This is a genomic window from Mycobacterium tuberculosis complex sp. N0072 (genome assembly GCF_030323725.1).
GTDB classification, from domain to species: Bacteria; Actinomycetota; Actinomycetes; order Mycobacteriales; family Mycobacteriaceae; genus Mycobacterium; species Mycobacterium tuberculosis.
Genome location: NZ_CP040689.1, coordinates 4,011,132 through 4,030,930, shown reverse-complemented (window position 1 = coordinate 4,030,930; position 19,799 = coordinate 4,011,132). Strand labels below are relative to the sequence as shown.

The following is a 19,799-nucleotide window of genomic DNA, read 5'->3' as shown; positions in this document are numbered from 1 at the left end:
TCTGCTCGCGCCCTTGCGGCTAGATCCCCAGAACCTGGGCGCTGGCCCACAGCGCGAGCACCGCCATCGCCAGGGCCGCAGGCACGGTGCACAGTCCCAGTCGGGTGTACTCGCCGACGCTGGCGTCGACGTTGTGCCGGCGCAGCACGCCCCGCCACAGCAGGTTAGACAGCGAACCGGCATAGGTCAGGTTGGGTCCGATGTTGACCCCGAGTAGCACGGCCAGCACGGCCGCCGGCCCGCCGGCCGCCACCAGCGGCACTAACACCAGAGTCGCGGGCAGGTTGTTGACCACGTTGGCCAGCACGGCGGCCAGCGCGGCGATGCCGAGCAGCGCGGGCAACCCGGACCCGGTCGGCAGCACGGCGGACATCCTGGCGGCCATGCCGTTGAGCATGACCGCGTGCACCACGACACCCAGGGCCAACACAAAGACCAGGAACGACACGTTGACGGCGCGCGCGATCCGCAGCACCGAAGTGTGTCCACGCCGCAGACTTCGCAGCGCCAACACTGCGGCGCCAGCCAGCGCCGCCCACGTTGGGGCCAGTCCCACCGACTCGGCGACGGCGAAGCCCCCGAGTGTCAGCGCCACCACCACCAGCACGAACATTGGCAGGCGCGGCGCCGGCTTGAGTTGCTGCCGCTCCGGCACCACGCGTAGATCCCGGGCGAAAAACCAGCGGAAGACCACATAGACCGCGGCCACGGCGGACAGCCAAGGCAATGCCATCAGCAGCGTGAACTTGGTGAACGAGATGCCGGCACCGTGGTAGGCGAGCAGGTTGGTCAGATTCGACACCGGAAGCAGCAGCGAAGCGGCGTTGGCTAGGTGGGCGGTGGCGTAGGCATAGGGGCGCACCGGGGTCCGCAGCCGGCGGACCGTCGCCAGCACCACCGGGGTCAACAGCACCACGGTGGCGTCCAGGCAGAGCGCCGCGGTGATGGCGGCCGAGACGGCGAACACCTGCCGTAGCAGTCGGTGCGACTCCGCGCTCGCTCGAGCCATGGCCGCGCCGGCTGCCTCGAACAGGCCTTCGTCGTCGCACAGCTTAGCCAGCACCAGAACCGCACCCAGAAACGCGACCACGCGCGCCAGCCCGGACACCTGCGCCATCGCCTGCTGGGGCGAGATCGCCCCGATCGCTAACAGGATGACCGCTGCCGGAACCGCCGCCGCTGCCTCCGGCCAGCCGCGTGGGCGGGCAACCGCGAACCCCAGGACCACGGCAAGCAGTATCAGCGCAACAGCAAGTGTCAAGGGCTAGAGCGCTTCACATCCAGGGATCCTCGCGGCGCCACACCGTCGGCATCTGCAGCGCGACGCCGTCCTGGGCGGCCAGCTCGTCGAGGATGCGGATCGACAGGTCTAGGTCGTCGGCCGCATATGGCAAGGCCCGCAACGGCTTTGACAGCGGCCGAAAAAAGTCGTCCCAGTGGATGAGAATCACGCGGCGGACGCCCACCGTGCGCACGGTCTCGGTCCAGTATTCGAGCAGGTATGACGGCGGTTGCAGGCCGAGCTGGCCGACACTGAGGTAGGCGGCATCGGCGCGGTAACCGGCCAGTGCGCCGCTGACGAAACCGGCGCTGTCCTGGATTAACAGCCGGCGCCCCGATGGCCGGTGGTGCACCAGCGTCGACCACGCCTCACCGCAGCGGTAGGCCGACGCCTTCACCGGCGGTGTCAGTGGTGCGCTGATCACACCGGGAAACCGGTCGGGTGGGCAGTGATGCGACTCCACCAACGTCACGTCGAAGGCGCCCAACTGGATTGGTTCACCTGGGACGGCGACGACAAGAGACTCCTCAGGCAACCCGTATCCGCGCCCGACATTGGCCGCCGACTCCCCCCCGACCAGCTGGGCTCCGGTACGGTCGGCGACCAGCGCGGAATCCATCGCGTGGTCGATGTGAGTGTGCACCGGGATAACGGCCGTCAGCCGGGAGACATTGGCCCGGGCAAGGCAACCGTCGACCCGCTCCGCTGACGGCGACACTTTACCCGCCGCCACCCGTGCCAGGCCGGGCCGGGAAAAGTAGCCATCAGTCATCAGGGCCGACGATCCGTCGTCGACCAGCAGCGTCGCAACGCCCATCCAGGTCACCGACAACGGAGCATCGGATCTGGCGGTAGGCACGCTAAACCTGTTGGAATACCGCGCGATATTGGGACGCCCAAGTTTCGGCCGCATCAGCGGCGGTCCTTGATCGCGGTTCCCGCGGCATTCGGGTGGCCACGCACAGCTGTTGGAATCTCTGCCGTATCTACCGAATAGCCATGTATGTAAACCGATTTAGCCGTGATGGCAAGGGGACCGTCGGCCATGCCTACTGCTTAGCAACCTTGGCCGCGATTTGGTTAGCGATGCCAATCGCCACCAAATCCGGTTGGCTATAGGCGCACGTGACAATGTCGATAGTGACGTTGTTGCGCGCAGTCAGGGCACGCTGGCAGGTCCATCCGTCGCCGCCTTCCTGAACCTGCGAGCTACTGAGCATGCCGTTGTCGTTGACAACGTCAGCCACAGTCCAGGCGGCGTCGTCCTGTCCGGGGGTGACTTCGACAAACCGGCGGTTCGAGCAGCTGCTCCAGCTTTGCACCGAGGAGCTGTAGAACTCCTCGGCATCATGTGCGGTCGGGAAGCCGACGACCGCTTGAATGGCGTAGTGGTCGCGTTTCTTGGAGTCATCGATGCTGTCATCCAGCCGTTGGCCGCGCATAGCGGTCCACCCGGTGCCGGCATAGACCTTTTCCTGTGCTGGACCGTCGATAGCCAGGCAATTCTTGTCGGCCACGCTCTTGCTCCAGTCCCACATTGCCTTGGCGTTGAACCACACCTTCATCGATGTCGCACCCAGCGCGGCATTGATCTGGCTCAAGTCGAGAAGCAGCCCTTCAAGCGCTGAAACCGGTATCGGATCCTGATGCAGTGGTCCGGATTTGTCGGCAGCCACGGCGGTCCCGTCGACCACGTTGGTGCATCCGGCTGCGAGCATGCACGCACCGACCAGCGCGGCGAGCGCGGCTAGCTGCTTGCCCACTGTTCCTCCCTGCCGGCACCATGTGCGACAAGCTTAAGCGCAGCAGTACCGGCGGTGCCTGGGCATCCAGCAAAACGGGGAGCTCAAGAACGATTCATGAACGAGGGGTCGTCACCAACGTCGAAACCGACGGTTGCCAGCCGGCCCACGATATTGCGTGCTCGAGGGTCCGCTGTACCCTCACCGAACGTGAGTCCCACACCGCGGAGGCGGGCGACTCTGGCGTCGTTAGCAGCCGAGCTCAAGGTGTCCCGCACCACTGTCTCGAATGCTTTTAACCGACCGGATCAGCTCTCCGCCGATCTACGTGAACGAGTGCTTGCCACGGCCAAGCGACTGGGCTATGCCGGACCGGATCCGGTGGCGCGATCGTTGCGGACCCGCAAAGCCGGTGCGGTCGGTTTGGTGATGGCCGAACCGCTGACCTATTTCTTCAGCGACCCGGCCGCGCGGGATTTTGTTGCGGGAGTGGCGCAGTCGTGCGAAGAGCTGGGGCAGGGCCTGCAGCTGGTTTCCGTCGGCTCCAGTCGGAGCCTTGCGGACGGCACAGCTGCCGTGCTCGGCGCTGGGGTGGACGGCTTCGTGGTGTATTCGGTAGGCGACGACGATCCCTACCTGCAGGTCGTGCTGCAGCGGCGGCTGCCGGTGGTGGTGGTCGACCAGCCCAAAGACCTCTCCGGAGTGTCCCGGGTCGGCATCGACGACCGGGCGGCGATGCGTGAGCTTGCCGGCTACGTACTCGGGTTGGGGCATCGCGAGCTCGGCCTGCTGACCATGCGGCTGGGACGGGATCGGCGGCAAGACTTGGTGGACGCCGAGCGGCTGCGGTCGCCGACCTTCGACGTACAGCGCGAACGCATCGTCGGCGTATGGGAGGCGATGACGGCCGCCGGCGTCGACCCGGACTCGCTGACCGTGGTGGAAAGCTACGAGCATTTGCCGACGTCCGGCGGCACTGCCGCCAAGGTGGCTCTGCAGGCCAATCCGCGGCTGACCGCGCTGATGTGCACAGCGGACATCTTGGCGCTCTCAGCTATGGATTACCTTCGGGCGCACGGGATTTACGTGCCCGGGCAGATGACCGTCACAGGGTTTGACGGAGTGCCAGAGGCGCTGAGCCGGGGGCTGACCACGGTCGCGCAGCCGAGTCTGCACAAGGGGCACCGGGCGGGCGAGCTATTGCTGAAGCCGCCGCGGTCCGGACTGCCCGTCATCGAGGTGCTCGATACCGAGCTGGTCCGGGGCCGCACCGCGGGTCCGCCGGCGTAAGTCTTCTAGGCGCTGTCTTGATCGCCGATCAGCAGCCGCACGGCCAGGTCCAGCCGCTTGCTGACGTCGGTAGCCGAGGCTCGTCGGGTAAGCCACGCGAGCAGGTTCGACAACCACACGTCCGAGATCACCCGCGCTATGTGGTACTGGTCCTCGGTTGGTTCGCCGTTGGCCATTGCACGCGCGAACATACTGTCGATGAGCTTTTCGACCTGGTCGACCTCGCTGGCCGCCGAGGCGTCGGCGAACACGTAGGCACGTGTCATGGCCTCGGTGAGTAGCGGATTGCGTTGCATCGCGCGGTTGAGCTTGCCGACCATAAAGTTCAGCCGCTGGAAGGGGGTGGCCCCGGCGACCGCGGAGCGGTCGGTTTTCGCGTCGATGCGGCTGAATTCCCGACCCAGCGCCGACACCAGCAGATGCACCTTCGACGGGAAGTACCGGTACAGCGTGCCAACCGCGACGTCGGCGCGGTCGGCGACGGCGCGCATCTGCACCGCCTCATAGCCGCCTTTGGACGCGATAGCCATGGTGGCGTCCAAGATGCGCTTGCGGCGCTCCCGCTGTGCCTCCGATCCGAGCTCGGACTCGGCAAGTACCGCCACTTTCATGACCGCGCGAGGTGGTGCGTCGGGAGCGCTACTGGTGTTCGTGTTCGCTGACGACATGTAGCGGGCAGCTCCTCTTCCGGGCGGTTCGTTTGCAAACGATACGCATGCTGTGTGTAGATTTCCCACCTCCCGACAGCCGAGACGACGACATGTGCTGGAGTTATTGCCTTCGACTTGACGGTTGATCGTTAGCACTATTAGAACACGTTCTAGTGGGCAAGAACGCTCCATTGCTATGTGAAATTGTCGACGCGGAGGTCTGCAGGTGGTAGCGACCGTCACCGACGAACAATCCGCGGCTCGTGAGTTGGTGCGCGGCTGGGCCCGCACCGCGGCCTCAGGTGCGGCCGCGACTGCGGCGGTCCGCGACATGGAATACGGCTTCGAAGAAGGAAATGCGGACGCATGGCGGCCGGTGTTCGCCGGGCTGGCGGGCCTGGGCCTCTTCGGTGTCGCCGTCCCAGAGGATTGTGGCGGAGCTGGCGGCAGCATCGAGGACCTGTGTGCGATGGTCGACGAGGCGGCCAGGGCGTTGGTACCGGGGCCGGTCGCGACCACCGCGGTGGCCACTTTGGTTGTCTCCGATCCCAAGCTGCGCAGCGCGCTAGCGTCGGGTGAACGGTTCGCCGGGGTGGCTATCGACGGTGGCGTGCAGGTCGACCCGAAGACGTCGACCGCGTCGGGCACCGTCGGCCGAGTGCTTGGTGGCGCGCCCGGCGGCGTCGTGCTGTTGCCGGCCGACGGGAATTGGCTGCTGGTGGACACTGCTTGCGACGAGGTCGTAGTGGAGCCGCTGCGGGCCACCGACTTTTCGCTGCCGCTGGCCCGGATGGTGCTGACATCGGCACCGGTCACCGTTCTGGAGGTGTCGGGGGAGCGGGTGGAAGACCTGGCCGCTACCGTGCTGGCGGCCGAGGCGGCCGGGGTGGCTCGATGGACGCTCGATACCGCGGTTGCCTACGCCAAGGTGCGGGAGCAATTCGGCAAGCCGATCGGCAGCTTCCAGGCTGTCAAGCACCTGTGTGCTCAGATGTTGTGCCGTGCCGAGCAGGCCGATGTGGCCGCCGCCGATGCGGCCCGCGCCGCAGCCGATTCCGATGGCACCCAACTTTCGATCGCCGCGGCGGTGGCCGCGAGCATCGGCATCGACGCCGCCAAAGCCAACGCCAAGGACTGTATCCAGGTGCTCGGTGGTATCGGCTGCACCTGGGAGCACGACGCGCATTTGTATCTGCGCCGGGCCCACGGAATCGGTGGGTTCCTCGGTGGATCCGGGCGCTGGCTGCGTCGGGTTACGGCGCTGACCCAGGCCGGTGTCCGTCGTCGCTTGGGCGTCGACCTGGCCGAGGTGGCCGGCCTGCGACCGGAGATCGCGGCGGCGGTCGCCGAGGTGGCCGCGTTGCCCGAGGAGAAACGTCAGGTGGCGCTGGCGGACACCGGCCTGCTGGCGCCGCACTGGCCGGCGCCGTACGGGCGCGGCGCGTCCCCGGCCGAGCAACTGCTGATCGATCAGGAACTGGCCGCGGCCAAGGTTGAGCGCCCGGACCTGGTGATCGGCTGGTGGGCGGCGCCGACCATCCTTGAACACGGCACGCCGGAACAGATCGAACGTTTCGTCCCGGCCACCATGCGCGGTGAATTCCTTTGGTGTCAGCTATTTTCCGAGCCGGGGGCCGGTTCGGACCTGGCGTCGCTGCGTACCAAGGCGGTGCGGGCTGACGGCGGCTGGCTGCTCACCGGACAGAAGGTGTGGACGTCGGCGGCTCACAAGGCTCGGTGGGGGGTGTGCCTGGCGCGCACCGACCCGGATGCTCCGAAGCACAAGGGCATTACCTACTTCCTGGTGGACATGACCACACCGGGAATTGAGATCCGACCGCTGCGCGAGATCACCGGCGACTCGCTGTTCAACGAGGTCTTCCTGGACAATGTGTTCGTCCCCGACGAGATGGTCGTCGGCGCCGTGAACGACGGCTGGCGGCTGGCGCGCACCACGCTAGCCAACGAGCGGGTCGCGATGGCCACCGGGACCGCGCTGGGCAACCCAATGGAAGAGCTGCTCAAGGTCTTGGGTGACATGGAACTCGATGTCGCGCAGCAAGATCGGCTGGGCAGGCTGATCCTGCTGGCTCAGGCCGGTGCGCTGTTGGACCGGCGGATCGCCGAGTTGGCCGTCGGCGGCCAGGATCCGGGGGCGCAATCCAGCGTCCGCAAACTGATCGGCGTGCGCTACCGACAGGCGCTGGCCGAATACCTGATGGAGGTGTCCGACGGGGGCGGGCTCGTCGAGAACCGCGCGGTGTACGACTTCCTCAACACCCGGTGCCTGACGATAGCCGGCGGTACCGAGCAGATCCTGTTGACGGTGGCCGCCGAACGGCTGCTGGGTCTGCCGCGTTGATTTACCGGCTCAGCGAGTACCAGGACGAGTCCTAGCTAGGAAAAGTTGGCTTGCGCGCAGGTGCTGGGCGAGGTGAGGTTGACCCCCGGGTAGACCACCTGCATGTGTGTACACACGATGACGTTGACGTCGGTCATCGGTTGACCGGTCGACCAATTGGTCGAGTCGATGACCCCGGTGGTCTGGTATTTGTCCGGCGGACCCTCGCCGAAGTAGACGGTGGTGATCACGTCGGATCCGCCCGCCTTCATTACCCGTTCGAACTGGCTGGTGGCGTGCGCGTCCAGATAGGCCAACCGGTTCGTCGAACGGATCTCGGTGGTTTGGCGCGCCCACAGCCCGGGCGGAAAGCCCGTCGGGCCGTCGGGTGTGCGCAGATTTGCTCCAGCGACGAAGTCGCAGCTGCCGTTGGGGTGGCAATCGAGGAAGGTGTGCGTCTCCAGCTGGGTGACCTCGTCGACCGGGAACAGGGTGGTGGCGGTGTTGCTCCCGGCCGCCGAGGTGGGCGCGGGCAGTAACGTCAGCATCAGCCCGACGAGCGTGCAACCCGGTATCAGCCGCGTCATCTCGCTCCCTTCCGGGACTACTCGTCGTAGGTCACTTCCACCGAATCAGATTCCGGGCGAGATTGACAGGCCAAAATCAGTCCCTCATCGAGATCCTGCTGCTCGAGCACGTCGTTGACTCCCATATTCACTTTGCCGGCGCGCAGGGTGCACGCACACGCACCGCAGTGGCCTTCCCGGCAGGAGAACGGCGCGTCCAGGCCCGCGGCCAGCAGCACGTCGAGCAGCTTGGCGGTGCGCGGCCAGGAGACGGTGTGGGTTTGGCCGTCGAGTTCCACCACCGCGGTCGCCGGCGCCTCGTCACCGCTGTCGTCGACCTTGACGGCCGCGAACGGATCCGATTCCAGCGACTTGAACACCTCGATGTGCACCTGTTGGGCGGGCACTTTCAGCGCCGCCAGGGCGTCCCGGGCCGCCTGCATGAACGGGCCGGGTCCACAGATGAACACCGGCCGGTCGGTGTAGGGCGCGACGAGCTTGGCCAGCGCGCTCGCGCTCGGCAGCCCCTGCAGCGACTCTAGCCAGTGCAGCACCGTGAGCCGGTCGGGATACTTCGCCGCCAACTCGCGCAGCGCGTCTCCGAAGATGACCGAGCGGTCGTCGCGGTTGGCGTAGAGCAGCGTCACCTGTCCACCGCCCTCGGCAAGCGCCGATTTGCAGATCGACATGATCGGGGTGATGCCGCTACCCGCTGCCAGCAGGAGGAAATCGGCGTCGAGGGTTGTGGGGACGAAGTTGCCCGACGGGGCCAGCACGTGGATGCGCATGCCCACCTGCGCGTGATCGCACAACCAGTTGGAGGCGTACCCGTCGGCGGTTCGTTTGACCGTGACCGCCAAGGCGTCGTCGGTGTAGGGCGAACTGCACAACGAGTAGCAGCGCGCCACCGAACCGGTACGCTCGCTGGGCACGCGCAGCGTCAAGAATTGGCCGGGGGCGTAACGCAGGCGCCGAGGGGGGATCTCCGGGTCGTCCGATCCGTCGGGCACCGCGAAGACCAGCGATCGCGCCTCGTCGGTTTCGTCGACGACCTCGGCGATCTGCAGTTCAAGGACGTGGTCGCCGAGTGGCTCGTCTCCAATTGCCTCGGTCAAGACCCGTCCTCTCTTCCGTCATAACTAGAACATGTTACAGAAAACCCATTTGGTATCGCTACCTGCCGCAGGAATACCTAGCTCGACACAAATCGGAACGTGTTCTAGTCTTTCTCTAAGTTCGCAACCCGGAGAGGCAAAAGTAAGTGACGTCCATTCAACAGCGTGATGCTCAGTCTGTCTTGGCTGCCATCGATGATCTGCTGCCGGAGATTCGGGATCGCGCCCAGGCCACGGAGGATCTGCGGCGGCTGCCCGACGAGACCGTCAAGGCGCTCGACGACGTCGGCTTCTTCACCCTGTTGCAGCCGCAGCAGTGGGGCGGACTGCAGTGCGACCCTGCGCTGTTCTTCGAGGCGACGCGTCGACTGGCGAGCGTGTGTGGTTCCACCGGGTGGGTGAGCTCAATCGTCGGCGTGCACAACTGGCATCTGGCGCTGTTCGACCAACGGGCCCAAGAGGAGGTCTGGGGCGAGGACCCGAGTACGCGGATCTCGTCCTCGTACGCACCGATGGGGGCGGGCGTGGTGGTCGACGGTGGCTACCTGGTCAACGGGTCGTGGAACTGGTCCTCGGGCTGCGACCATGCCAGCTGGACGTTCGTCGGCGGCCCGGTCATCAAGGACGGCCGGCCGGTGGACTTCGGCAGTTTCCTGATCCCGCGCAGCGAATACGAGATCAAGGACGTGTGGTACGTGGTCGGCTTACGTGGTACCGGCAGCAACACCCTGGTGGTCAAGGATGTCTTTGTGCCCCGGCACCGGTTCTTGTCGTACAAGGCGATGAACGACCACACCGCGGGAGGGCTGGCGACCAACAGCGCACCTGTCTATAAAATGCCATGGGGCACAATGCATCCCACTACGATTTCGGCGCCGATTGTCGGCATGGCCTACGGTGCCTACGCCGCGCACGTCGAGCACCAGGGCAAGCGGGTGCGCGCGGCGTTCGCCGGGGAAAAGGCCAAAGACGACCCGTTTGCCAAGGTCCGTATCGCCGAGGCGGCCAGCGACATCGACGCCGCGTGGCGCCAACTGATCGGTAATGTGAGCGACGAATACGCGCTGCTGGCTGCCGGCAAGGAGATTCCGTTCGAACTGCGCGCCCGTGCGCGCCGCGACCAGGTGCGCGCCACCGGTCGCTCAATCGCCTCGATCGACCGGCTGTTCGAGGCGTCCGGTGCCACCGCGTTGTCCAATGAGGCTCCGATTCAACGGTTCTGGCGCGACGCGCACGCCGGTCGGGTGCACGCCGCCAACGACCCCGAGCGGGCATACGTGATCTTTGGAAACCACGAGTTCGGGTTGCCGCCCGGCGACACCATGGTCTAGCTGGTCTAGGCGAAATGACAGCTACCGAGGAATTGACGTTCGAATCCACCTCGCGCTTTGCGGAAGTGGACGTCGACGGGCCGCTGAAACTGCACTACCACGAGGCCGGCGTGGGCAACGACCAGACGGTGGTGCTACTGCACGGCGGTGGGCCCGGCGCGGCGAGCTGGACGAACTTCTCGCGTAATATCGCGGTGCTGGCGCGGCACTTTCATGTGCTGGCCGTCGACCAGCCCGGTTACGGCCATTCCGACAAGCGGGCCGAGCACGGCCAGTTCAATCGCTATGCCGCGATGGCGCTGAAGGGGCTCTTCGATCAGCTGGGGCTGGGGCGGGTACCGCTGGTGGGCAACTCGTTGGGCGGGGGAACCGCGGTCCGGTTTGCGCTGGACTACCCGGCCCGGGCAGGACGGTTAGTGCTGATGGGCCCGGGGGGCCTGAGTATCAACCTGTTTGCGCCCGACCCGACCGAGGGAGTCAAACGGCTGTCGAAGTTCTCCGTTGCGCCCACCCGGGAGAACCTCGAGGCGTTCCTGCGGGTCATGGTCTACGACAAGAACCTGATCACCCCCGAGTTGGTGGATCAGCGGTTTGCGCTGGCCAGCACCCCGGAGTCGTTGACGGCAACACGGGCGATGGGAAAGTCGTTCGCCGGAGCCGACTTCGAGGCCGGCATGATGTGGCGCGAGGTGTATCGGCTGCGCCAGCCGGTGTTGCTGATCTGGGGTCGTGAGGACCGGGTCAACCCGCTGGACGGCGCGCTGGTTGCGTTGAAAACGATTCCGCGTGCGCAGCTGCACGTATTCGGGCAGTGTGGGCATTGGGTGCAGGTGGAGAAGTTCGACGAGTTCAACAAGCTGACGATTGAATTTCTGGGAGGTGGCAGATGAGCATCCGGTCGCTGGGCTATCTGCGCATCGAGGCCACTGACATGGCTGCCTGGCGGGAGTATGGACTGAAGGTCCTGGGCATGGTCGAGGGCAAAGGGGCCCCAGAAGGGGCCCTGTATCTGCGGATGGATGACTTTCCGGCCCGGCTGGTGGTCGTGCCCGGTGAGCACGACAGGCTGTTGGAGGCCGGTTGGGAATGCGCGAATGCCGAAGGCCTGCAGGAAATCCGGAACCGCCTGGATTTGGAGGGCACGCCGTACAAAGAGGCCACCGCCGCCGAGCTGGCCGATCGCCGGGTGGACGAGATGATCCGGTTTGCCGACCCTTCCGGCAATTGCCTGGAGGTCTTCCACGGTACCGCGCTGGAACACCGCCGAGTGGTCAGCCCGTATGGGCACAGGTTCGTCACCGGTGAGCAGGGTATGGGCCATGTGGTGCTGTCCACCCGCGACGATGCTGAGGCGTTGCATTTCTACCGAGACGTGCTCGGCTTTCGGCTGCGTGACTCGATGCGGCTACCGCCACAGATGGTAGGGCGGCCCGCCGACGGGCCGCCAGCCTGGCTGCGTTTCTTCGGCTGTAACCCGCGTCACCACTCGTTGGCCTTCCTGCCGATGCCGACGTCCAGCGGCATCGTGCACCTGATGGTCGAGGTCGAGCAGGCCGACGACGTGGGCCTGTGCCTGGACCGGGCGTTGCGGCGCAAGGTGCCGATGTCGGCCACCCTGGGCCGGCATGTCAACGACCTGATGCTGTCGTTCTACATGAAGACGCCCGGTGGCTTCGACATCGAATTCGGTTGTGAGGGCAGGCAAGTCGACGATCGGGACTGGATCGCCCGGGAGAGTACTGCGGTCAGCCTATGGGGTCACGATTTCACCGTAGGCGCTCGCGGCTAGCTCGAAAGCAAACGATGTCGGCTCAGATCGATCCACGCACGTTCCGCTCCGTGCTCGGTCAGTTCTGTACGGGGATCACTGTCATCACCACTGTGCACGACGACGTGCCCGTCGGGTTTGCGTGCCAGTCGTTCGCGGCGCTGTCGTTGGAACCGCCGTTGGTGCTGTTCTGCCCCACTAAGGTGTCGCGGTCCTGGCAGGCCATCGAGGCCAGCGGCCGGTTCTGCGTCAACGTACTGACCGAAAAGCAGAAAGACGTCTCGGCGCGATTCGGCTCGAAGGAGCCGGACAAGTTCGCCGGTATCGATTGGCGCCCTTCGGAACTAGGCTCACCGATCATCGAGGGATCGCTGGCCTACATTGACTGCACGGTGGCGTCGGTGCACGACGGCGGCGATCACTTCGTGGTGTTCGGTGCCGTCGAGTCACTGTCAGAGGTCCCGGCGGTCAAGCCGCGGCCGCTGCTGTTCTATCGCGGCGACTACACCGGCATCGAGCCGGAAAAGACCACGCCGGCGCACTGGCGCGACGACCTGGAGGCTTTCCTCACCACCACCACCCAGGACACCTGGCTCTAGTGGCGCGAGCAGACGCAAAATCGCCCATTTTGCGGGCGTGTTGGGCGATTTTGCGTCTGCTCGCCGTCGCCGGTAAGCAGTCTGGTGAGCCACGTCCGGTATGTCGCGTGGTTGGGGCAGCTGTCCTCGCGGATGGCGAATATGCAGACGCTTACGTCAAGGAGCAGCATTGTCGCCGATCAGTTCGGCGAGGGCTTCCTTGTCGTCCAAGTCGACACCGGCCTGCAAGCCTCCGGTGCCGTGGGTCGGCAATAGCATCAGTAACAGGCATCATGATGCGTTGTTGTGTCCGGCGCCGATCCTCCGACCCGCCGGGCATTCGGCCAGATGGCGCGAGCAGCCACCGGATGGGTGAGTGTCAGCGGGCAGTTTGCCGTAGCCGCCGACACGTGTCGCTGCGAGGGCACTTTGTTTGCCGTCGACCCAGAAACTCATGTGGCAAACCACAATCGGTGCGACATAGTTGGCCGGCTGCGCGACGAACGCCCGAATACCCTGCGGTCGGTCCGACGCGGCGACGAGGTCAGAATGGCAACATGGCACTGGATCTGACCGCGTACTTCGATCGCATCAACTATCGCGGCGCTACCGATCCAACCCTGGATGTTCTGCAGGATCTGGTGACCGTGCACAGTCGAACGATTCCGTTCGAGAACCTCGACCCGCTGCTGGGGGTGCCGGTCGACGACCTCAGTCCACAGGCGCTGGCCGACAAGCTGGTACTTCGGCGCCGAGGCGGGTACTGCTTTGAGCACAACGGGCTGATGGGTTATGTGCTGGCCGAACTCGGCTATCGGGTGCGCCGATTCGCCGCCCGCGTCGTCTGGAAGCTCGCGCCGGACGCGCCCCTGCCGCCGCAGACGCACACCCTGCTGGGGGTCACGTTCCCCGGCTCGGGCGGATGCTATCTCGTCGACGTCGGATTCGGCGGCCAAACACCGACCTCACCGCTTCGCCTCGAAACCGGCGCCGTCCAGCCGACAACGCACGAACCTTATCGGCTCGAGGACCGCGTCGACGGCTTTGTCTTGCAGGCGATGGTCCGGGACACATGGCAGACACTGTACGAATTCACCACCCAGACCCGCCCGCAGATCGATCTGAAAGTGGCCAGCTGGTACGCCTCAACACACCCGGCATCGAAGTTCGTCACGGGACTGACCGCCGCGGTGATCACCGACGACGCCCGGTGGAACCTATCTGGCCGCGACCTTGCCGTTCACCGTGCCGGTGGTACCGAGAAGATCCGCCTTGCCGATGCGGCAGCGGTTGTCGACACCCTGAGCGAACGGTTCGGGATCAACGTGGCAGATATCGGCGAGCGCGGCGCGCTCGAGACGCGCATCGACGAGCTATTGGCTCGGCAGCCAGGAGCCGATGCGCCGTAAGGCTTCTTCGATGTCGCCGCTTGGCCCGGCAAACGATATCCGAACAAACGAACCCCCCCGTGCGGTGTCGAAATCGATTCCGGGTGCGATCGCAACACCGGTGTCGGCCAGCAACTTTGAGCAGAAGGCCAGCGAATCGCTGGTGAAGTCCGAGACGTCGGCGTAGACGTAGAATGCGCCGTCGGTGGGTGCCAGCCGGTCGATGCCGATGCGACGCAGACCGTCCAGCAACAGCGAGCGGTTGATCGCGTAGCTGGCCAGGTTGCCGTCGGCCTCGGCGGTCGCCTCCGGGGTGAACGCGGACACCGCGGCGATCTGCGACAAGACCGGCGGGCAGATGGTGAAGTTGCCGGTCAGGCAGTCCACCGCGCGGCGCAGCACCGTCGGCACCAGCAGCCAGCCCAGCCGCCAGCCCGTCATCGCGTAATACTTGGAAAAGCTGTTGACTACCACCGCGTTTCGCGACGTCTGCCAGGCGCAGCTGGTTTGCGGTGCCCCCTGGTACACCAGGCCGTGGTAGACCTCATCACTGATCAACCGGACATCCGATGCGTCACACCACGACGCGATGGCCGCCAGTTCTTCGGGCGGGATGACGGTTCCGGTCGGGTTGGCCGGGCTGGCGACGACGACACCGCGCAGCGGTGGGTCGATCTCGGCCAGCATCTGCGCGGTCGGTTGGAATCGGGTCTGCGGTCCGCACGGGATCTCCACGACCTCACATCCCAGCGCTGACAGGATATTCCGGTAGCACGGGTAGCCGGGACTGGCCATCGCGACCCGATCACCGGCGTCGAAGCACGCCAGAAACGCGAGCAGAAAGCCGCCCGAGGAGCCCGTGGTGATCACCACCGCATCGGGTTCGACGGTGATGCCATGCCGGCGTTGGTAATCCGCGGCGATAGCGTCGCGCAGCTCCGGAATACCCAGCGCCACCGAGTATCCCAACTGGTTGAGATGCAGGGCGGCGGCCGCGGCCGCACGCACCGGTTCCGGAGCGCCCGCACTGGGTTGGCCCGCCGAAAGATTCACCAGATCCCCATGGGTGCGCTGGCGCTCCGCGGCCGCCAACCAGACGTCCATCACGTAGAACGGGGGAACGCCGGCACGCAGGGCGACACGATCCGTCACGGCGACTCCCACACCTCAGATTCCAAACGGCGCAGCACCTCTCGTGGCGACTCGAGCAATTGTGCACTGCCGTGCGCTCGTTTGAAATACAGGTGCATGTCGTGTTCCCAGGTGATCGCGATGCCGCCGTGCAGTTGGATGCCCTCGGCCGCCGCGGTGCTCAACGCCTCGCTGGCGGCCAGCCGCGCGGTGGCGGCGTTGGTGGGTGTGGGCGCGTGGCAGGCGTCGGCGACGACGGCCCGGGCCGCGGCGATGGTCACATACAGGTCGGCCATCCGATGCTTGAGGGCCTGGAAACTGCCGATCGGGCGGCCGAATTGCACTCGGCTCTTGGCGTATTCGACGGTCAGCTGCAGGCAGCGTTCGGCGGCGCCGATCTGCTCGGCCGCCAACAGGATTGCTGCGGTGTCGGCGATTCCGGGATCGGGGCACAGCGGCTCGGTCTCTTCGGATTGCAGGCGGGCCAGCCGGCGAGTGGGGTCCATGGTGGCGACGGGCTGCGCGCTAAAGCGAGTCCACCTGGTCAGCTGCCCGCTGGTGGCGGCGACGACGATATCGGCGATGTCGCCGTTGACCACGTAGTCGGGGTCCAGCACCAGCGCGCCGATCGCGCTGCCTTGGGCAAGCTCCGTGAGTGCTTGCGCATCCGGCTTAGCTGCGGCCAGCAGCGCCAGCTCCGCCAGCGTGGTGCCCAGCAGCGGAGAAGGCACCAGCGCCCGGCCCAGCTCCTGCACGACGATCGCGGCATCGGCGAGTTCACCGCCCGCGCCGCCCAGCTCCTCCGGAATGACCAGCGCGGCGGCACCGACCTGCTCACATAGCAGCCGCCACAGCGATTCGTCGTAGCCGCGGTCGGAGGCCATCGCTGCGCGCACCGCCGCCGGGCCGGCATGCTTAGCCACCAGGGAGGCGACGGTTTCCCGTAGCATCTGCCGTTCTTCAGGGGGGGTCATAGCGCCTCCAGCACACGCCGCCGATGCTCCTGCGGCGTACCCCAGGCCGAGTGCAACGCCTGCACCCGCAACAACCACAGCGACAGGTCATGCTCGCAGGTGAACCCGATGGCGCCGTGGGTCTGCAACGCCGAGCGTGCCGCCAGCAGAGCCGCCTCGCTCGCGGCGGCTTTGGCGGCGCTGACATCGCGCGGCTCGAGTGACACGGCCGCGCCGTAAACCAGGGGGCAGGCCAGCTCGATCGCAATGTGCACGTCGGCGAGTTTGTGCTTGATGGCCTGATACGAGCCGATCGCCCGGCCGAACTGCGTGCGCTGTTTGGCGTAGTTGACGGCGGCCTCCAGCAGCGCCTGCCCGGCGCCGACCAGTTGTGCGGCGGTGGCCAGCGCCCCGAACTCATAGGCGCGCGCCACTACGTCTTTCGGGGCCCGCCAGGCCTGGCCGGATGCCGCCACCTCATACAGCCGCCGGCTGGGGTCGACGGACCGGTGGCAATCACCCGGCGTCCCTTCGGTGACGCTGCCATCGCCCGCGAGCAGTACCAGCCCGGCGGTGTCGGCGTCGACGGCGCGCGGAACCCGCGGCGGCATGGCCACGGTGGCGATGAGCTCACCGGAAGCTAGCCCATGGCTGCGTTCAGCCTGATCATCATGAGCCAGCAGAATCGGTGCCACGGCAATGGATTCGGTGACCGGGCCGGGCACGCACCAGCGCCCGAGACGTTCGAGCGCGACAACCAGATCGACCGGACTGGCACCCAGTCCGTCGAACTTCTCCGCTACGCCCAACGCGGTGACGCCCAGGTTGGCCAACTGCTGCCACACCTTGCGGCCGGGCGCCACATCACCGGCAGCCCAAGCACGGACGACGCCGGGCAGGTCGGCGGCGCCGAGCGCCGCGTCGATGCTGGCCGCGAAGTCGCGCTGCTGTTCGTTGAGTGCGAATTCCATGGTCACGTCTTCTCGCGTGGCAGGCCCAGCAGCCGTTCGGCAATGATGTTGCGCTGGATTTCGTTGGTCCCGGCATAGATCGGGCCGCCCAGGGCGAACAGCAACCCCTCGGTCCACGGGCCGGCCAGCTCCCCATCGGCGCCGCGCAGGTCGAGCGCGGTCTGATGCAAGTGCACGTCCAGCTCGGACCAGAACACCTTGGTCACCGACGATTCCGCCCCCAGTTCGCCACCGGCGGCCAGCCTGGTCACCGTGCCGAAGGTCTGCAGCCGGTAGGCCTGCGCCTTGATCCAGGCGTCGGCGACCCGGTCGGCGAACTCCGGGGGCGAGCCGCGGTCCTTCCACAGCTGGACCAGCCGTTCGGCGGAGGCCAGGAAGCGGGCTGGGCTGCGCAGCGACATGCCGCGCTCGTTGCTTGACGTGCTCATGGCCGCGCGCCATCCGTCGTTCGGTGCCCCAATCACATCCCGGTCGGGGACGAACACGTCGTCGAGAAAGATCTCACCGAAACCGGTGTCGCCGCCCAGTTGGGCGATTGGGCGCACGGTAACACCCTTGGCTTTCAGGTCGAACATGAAATACGTGAGCCCGCGGTGCCGTTCGACCGCGGGATCGGAGCGGAACAGCCCAAAACCCATGTCGGCGAACGGCACCCGCGAGCTCCAGATCTTCTGCCCGTTGAGTAGCCAGCCGCCGTCGACCTTGCTCGCGGTGGAGCGCAGCGACGCCAGGTCGCTGCCGGATTCCGGCTCCGACCAGGCCTGCGCCCAGATCTGTTCGCCGCTAGCCATTTTCGGCAGGATCCGGTCAAGCTGTTCGGCTGTGCCGTGCGCGAACAGCGTCGGCGCCAGCATCGAGGTGCCGTTGGCGCTGGCCCGGCCCGGGGCGCCGGCGCGAAAGTACTCCTCCTCGAACACGATCCAGTGCAGCAGCGGCGCGTCCCGGCCACCATACTTAGCCGGCCAGGTGATCACCGACAGGCCCGCGTCGAACAGTACTCGGTCCCAATAACGGTGTTGCGCAAAGCCTTCCGCATTGTCGTAGGACTTCGTCGGGATCGATGCGGCATTGGCGGCGAGGAACTCGCGCACCTCGGCCTGAAAGGCCAGGGTCTCGTCGTCGAAATTCAGGTCCATCTAGCCCAGCTCTCGCAGTTGTGGTTTGCTCACCTTACCGGCGGCGTTGCGCGGCAGTACGTCGACGAACCGCACCGACCGGGGTGTCTTGAAGTTCGCCAAATGTTCACGGGTGTAAGCGATCACCGATGCCTCGTCGAGGCCCGTGCCGGGGCGCGCCACCACGAACGCCCGGCCGACCTCGCCCAGCCGCTGGTCGGGAACGCCGATCACCGCGGCGTCCGCGACGCCGTCCATCCGGGCCAGCACCTGCTCGACCTCGGCGGGATAGACGTTGAATCCGCCGCAGATGTACATGTCCTTCAGGCGGTCGGTGATGCGCAGGTTGCCCGCCTGGTCGACGGCACCGATGTCGCCGGTGTGCAGCCAGCCGTCGGCGTCGATGGCGGCCGCGGTCGCCTCCGTGTCGTCCAGATAGCCCACCATGACGTTCGGCCCGCGCAGCAACACTTCCCCGTCGTCCGCAATGCGCAACTCAAAGTCGGCGAACGGCCGCCCGCACGTCGTCGCAACGGTCACCGCGTCGTCCTCGGGGCGGCACATCGTCCCCATCCCGTTGGCCTCGGTCAACCCGTAGGCGGTCAGCACGATGTCGATGTCAAGTTCGGACTGCATGCGCTCCACCAGCACCACCGGCACGGTGGCCGCACCGGTGACCGCGAACCGCAGCGAGCTCAGGTCGAAGTCTTTGCGGGCCGGGTGATCCAGCAGGCTCTGGTAGATGGTCGGAGGGCCCGGCAACACGGTGATGCGGTGGCGCTCGATGGCCCGCAGCGCGTGCAGCGGATCGAACGTCACGTGCGGGATCAGCGTGGCACCGGTCTGCAGGCAGGCCAGGATGCCGGCCTTGTAGCCGAAGTTGTGGAAGAACGGGTTGATGCACAGGTAGCGGTCGTCGCTGGTGATCTTCCCGTTGGCGGCCCAGGATGCCGAGGCCGACAGCGACTGCCGGTGCGCGCACAGCACGCCTTTGCTGCGGCCGGTGGTGCCGGAGGTGAACAGGATGTCGCTGACGTCCTGGGGTGCGACGGCGGCGGCACGGGCTGCGACGGCATCCAGGGCCCCGGCACCCGTGGCGATGAACTCGTCCCAGGTCCCGTCGTCGGCTTCGACCGGCACCCGCACGACGTGCCGCAACGCGGGCAGCGCGGCCCGGTCCAGGCCGGCCGCCCGGTCGGCGCCCAGGAAGAGGCCCGCCGCGAACAGCACCGGCGCGCCGGCTCGGTCCAAGATGTCGGTGGCTTCTGTGGCGGTGTAGCGGGTGTTCAACGGCACCACCGCGGCGCCGGCGTGGTGGATCGCCAGGCAGGCCACCACCCAGTGCCAGGTGTTCGGCGACCAGATGGCCACCCGGTCTGCGGGTTCGACACCGAGGGCGATCAGCGCCGCCGCGGCGCCGTAGACCGCGTCGCGCAGCTCGGTCGACGTGAAACGCCGGTCCTCGGCGATCAACGCCGTGTGGTCGGGTAGCTGGCGCACGAGACGATCCAGCGCCGCGGGCACGGTGCGCAGATCGTTTATCAACGGACGCTCCTAACAAAGCAAGTGCTTGGTAGG

The 19,799-nt window shown here is 66.4% G+C and carries 20 protein-coding genes; 9 read left to right on the top strand and 11 right to left on the bottom strand.

What is annotated here, in order from left to right; translation table 11 throughout:
- Positions 1 to 19: 19 nt before the first annotated feature.
- The 3 genes from FF952_RS18850 to FF952_RS18840 all read right to left on the bottom strand — a co-directional run bounded on the left by FF952_RS18850 (position 20) and on the right by FF952_RS18840 (position 3,045).
- Positions 20 to 1,261 (bottom strand): SLC13 family permease, encoded by a 1,242-nt coding sequence (locus tag FF952_RS18850; RefSeq protein WP_015631598.1) that lies wholly within the window; start codon positions 1,259 to 1,261, stop codon positions 20 to 22.
- Positions 1,262 to 1,274: 13 nt separating this feature from the next.
- The gene (locus FF952_RS18845) at positions 1,275 to 2,195 is read right to left on the bottom strand and encodes an MBL fold metallo-hydrolase (RefSeq protein ID WP_003900106.1); all 921 of its coding nucleotides are present in this window, start codon (positions 2,193 to 2,195) and stop codon (positions 1,275 to 1,277) included.
- 136 nt (positions 2,196 to 2,331) lie between these two features.
- The gene (locus tag FF952_RS18840) at positions 2,332 to 3,045 is read right to left on the bottom strand and encodes a sensor domain-containing protein (protein WP_003900105.1); all 714 of its coding nucleotides are present in this window, start codon (positions 3,043 to 3,045) and stop codon (positions 2,332 to 2,334) included.
- Between the two features lie 189 nt (positions 3,046 to 3,234).
- Between FF952_RS18840 and FF952_RS18835 the strand changes: the two genes are divergently transcribed.
- Entirely contained in the window at positions 3,235 to 4,314 is a 1,080-nt protein-coding gene (locus tag FF952_RS18835; protein ID WP_003419400.1) for an Rv3575c family transcriptional regulator, read from the top strand.
- Between the two features lie 5 nt (positions 4,315 to 4,319).
- Here the strand turns inward: FF952_RS18835 and kstR are convergent, their stop codons facing one another.
- The gene (gene kstR / locus FF952_RS18830) at positions 4,320 to 4,919 is read right to left on the bottom strand and encodes a cholesterol catabolism transcriptional regulator KstR (RefSeq protein WP_003419397.1); all 600 of its coding nucleotides are present in this window, start codon (positions 4,917 to 4,919) and stop codon (positions 4,320 to 4,322) included.
- A 271-nt stretch (positions 4,920 to 5,190) separates the two neighbouring features.
- Here kstR and FF952_RS18825 point away from each other — a divergent pair, with 271 nt between their 5' ends.
- Entirely contained in the window at positions 5,191 to 7,326 is a 2,136-nt protein-coding gene (locus FF952_RS18825) for an acyl-CoA dehydrogenase family protein (protein WP_003419394.1), read from the top strand.
- Between the two features lie 35 nt (positions 7,327 to 7,361).
- Here FF952_RS18825 and FF952_RS18820 read toward each other — a convergent pair whose 3' ends face one another.
- Entirely contained in the window at positions 7,362 to 7,892 is a 531-nt protein-coding gene (locus tag FF952_RS18820) for a hypothetical protein (protein ID WP_003419389.1), read from the bottom strand.
- 17 nt (positions 7,893 to 7,909) lie between these two features.
- Positions 7,910 to 8,986 carry a 3-ketosteroid-9-alpha-hydroxylase reductase subunit gene (gene kshB / locus FF952_RS18815; RefSeq protein ID WP_003900102.1) on the bottom strand — a complete coding sequence of 359 codons (1,077 nt, stop codon included), beginning with the start codon at positions 8,984 to 8,986 and terminating at the stop codon, positions 7,910 to 7,912.
- A 146-nt stretch (positions 8,987 to 9,132) separates the two neighbouring features.
- Here kshB and hsaA point away from each other — a divergent pair, with 146 nt between their 5' ends.
- From hsaA to nat, 7 genes are all read left to right on the top strand, one after another.
- Positions 9,133 to 10,317 carry a 3-hydroxy-9,10-secoandrosta-1,3,5(10)-triene-9,17-dione monooxygenase oxygenase subunit gene (gene hsaA, locus FF952_RS18810; protein WP_003419383.1) on the top strand — a complete coding sequence of 395 codons (1,185 nt, stop codon included), beginning with the start codon at positions 9,133 to 9,135 and terminating at the stop codon, positions 10,315 to 10,317.
- 14 nt (positions 10,318 to 10,331) lie between these two features.
- Entirely contained in the window at positions 10,332 to 11,207 is an 876-nt protein-coding gene (hsaD, locus tag FF952_RS18805) for a 4,5:9,10-diseco-3-hydroxy-5,9,17-trioxoandrosta-1(10),2-diene-4-oate hydrolase (protein ID WP_003419381.1), read from the top strand.
- Positions 11,204 to 12,106 (top strand): iron-dependent extradiol dioxygenase HsaC, encoded by a 903-nt coding sequence (gene hsaC, locus FF952_RS18800; RefSeq protein ID WP_003419378.1) that lies wholly within the window; start codon positions 11,204 to 11,206, stop codon positions 12,104 to 12,106. The genes hsaD and hsaC overlap by 4 nt, the downstream gene beginning before the upstream one ends.
- Positions 12,107 to 12,120: 14 nt before the next feature.
- Entirely contained in the window at positions 12,121 to 12,684 is a 564-nt protein-coding gene (gene hsaB / locus FF952_RS18795) for a 3-hydroxy-9,10-secoandrosta-1,3,5(10)-triene-9,17-dione monooxygenase reductase subunit (protein ID WP_003419374.1), read from the top strand.
- An 84-nt stretch (positions 12,685 to 12,768) separates the two neighbouring features.
- The gene (locus FF952_RS18790) at positions 12,769 to 12,939 is read left to right on the top strand and encodes a hypothetical protein (protein ID WP_003906149.1); all 171 of its coding nucleotides are present in this window, start codon (positions 12,769 to 12,771) and stop codon (positions 12,937 to 12,939) included.
- Between the two features lie 30 nt (positions 12,940 to 12,969).
- A complete protein-coding gene (locus tag FF952_RS18785; RefSeq protein WP_003419367.1) occupies positions 12,970 to 13,236 on the top strand; it encodes a hypothetical protein in 267 nt (88 codons plus the stop codon).
- Complete coding sequence (gene nat / locus FF952_RS18780) at positions 13,221 to 14,072, top strand: arylamine N-acetyltransferase (protein WP_003419364.1); 852 nt, start codon at positions 13,221 to 13,223, stop codon at positions 14,070 to 14,072. Before FF952_RS18785 ends, nat begins: the two co-directional genes overlap by 16 nt.
- Here nat and FF952_RS18775 read toward each other — a convergent pair.
- Genes FF952_RS18775 through fadD3 form a run of 5 tightly spaced genes read right to left on the bottom strand, consistent with a single transcriptional unit; the run spans position 14,037 to position 19,766 of the window.
- Positions 14,037 to 15,203: a pyridoxal phosphate-dependent aminotransferase gene (locus FF952_RS18775; protein WP_003419356.1), complete on the bottom strand. Its 1,167-nt coding sequence runs from the start codon at positions 15,201 to 15,203 to the stop codon at positions 14,037 to 14,039. The two genes, nat and FF952_RS18775, sit on opposite strands and share 36 nt — an antisense overlap.
- The gene (gene ipdE2, locus FF952_RS18770) at positions 15,200 to 16,156 is read right to left on the bottom strand and encodes an acyl-CoA dehydrogenase IpdE2 (protein WP_003419352.1); all 957 of its coding nucleotides are present in this window, start codon (positions 16,154 to 16,156) and stop codon (positions 15,200 to 15,202) included. Before ipdE2 ends, FF952_RS18775 begins: the two co-directional genes overlap by 4 nt.
- Positions 16,153 to 17,112: an acyl-CoA dehydrogenase family protein gene (locus FF952_RS18765; RefSeq protein ID WP_003902521.1), complete on the bottom strand. Its 960-nt coding sequence runs from the start codon at positions 17,110 to 17,112 to the stop codon at positions 16,153 to 16,155. The genes ipdE2 and FF952_RS18765 overlap by 4 nt, the downstream gene beginning before the upstream one ends.
- On the bottom strand, positions 17,109 to 18,242 hold the full coding sequence (locus FF952_RS18760; protein WP_003904356.1) for an acyl-CoA dehydrogenase family protein: 1,134 nt from the start codon (positions 18,240 to 18,242) through the stop codon (positions 17,109 to 17,111). The genes FF952_RS18765 and FF952_RS18760 overlap by 4 nt, the downstream gene beginning before the upstream one ends.
- The gene (gene fadD3 / locus FF952_RS18755; RefSeq protein ID WP_003900098.1) at positions 18,243 to 19,766 is read right to left on the bottom strand and encodes a 3-((3aS,4S,7aS)-7a-methyl-1,5-dioxo-octahydro-1H-inden-4-yl)propanoate--CoA ligase FadD3; all 1,524 of its coding nucleotides are present in this window, start codon (positions 19,764 to 19,766) and stop codon (positions 18,243 to 18,245) included.
- Positions 19,767 to 19,799 lie beyond the last annotated feature (33 nt).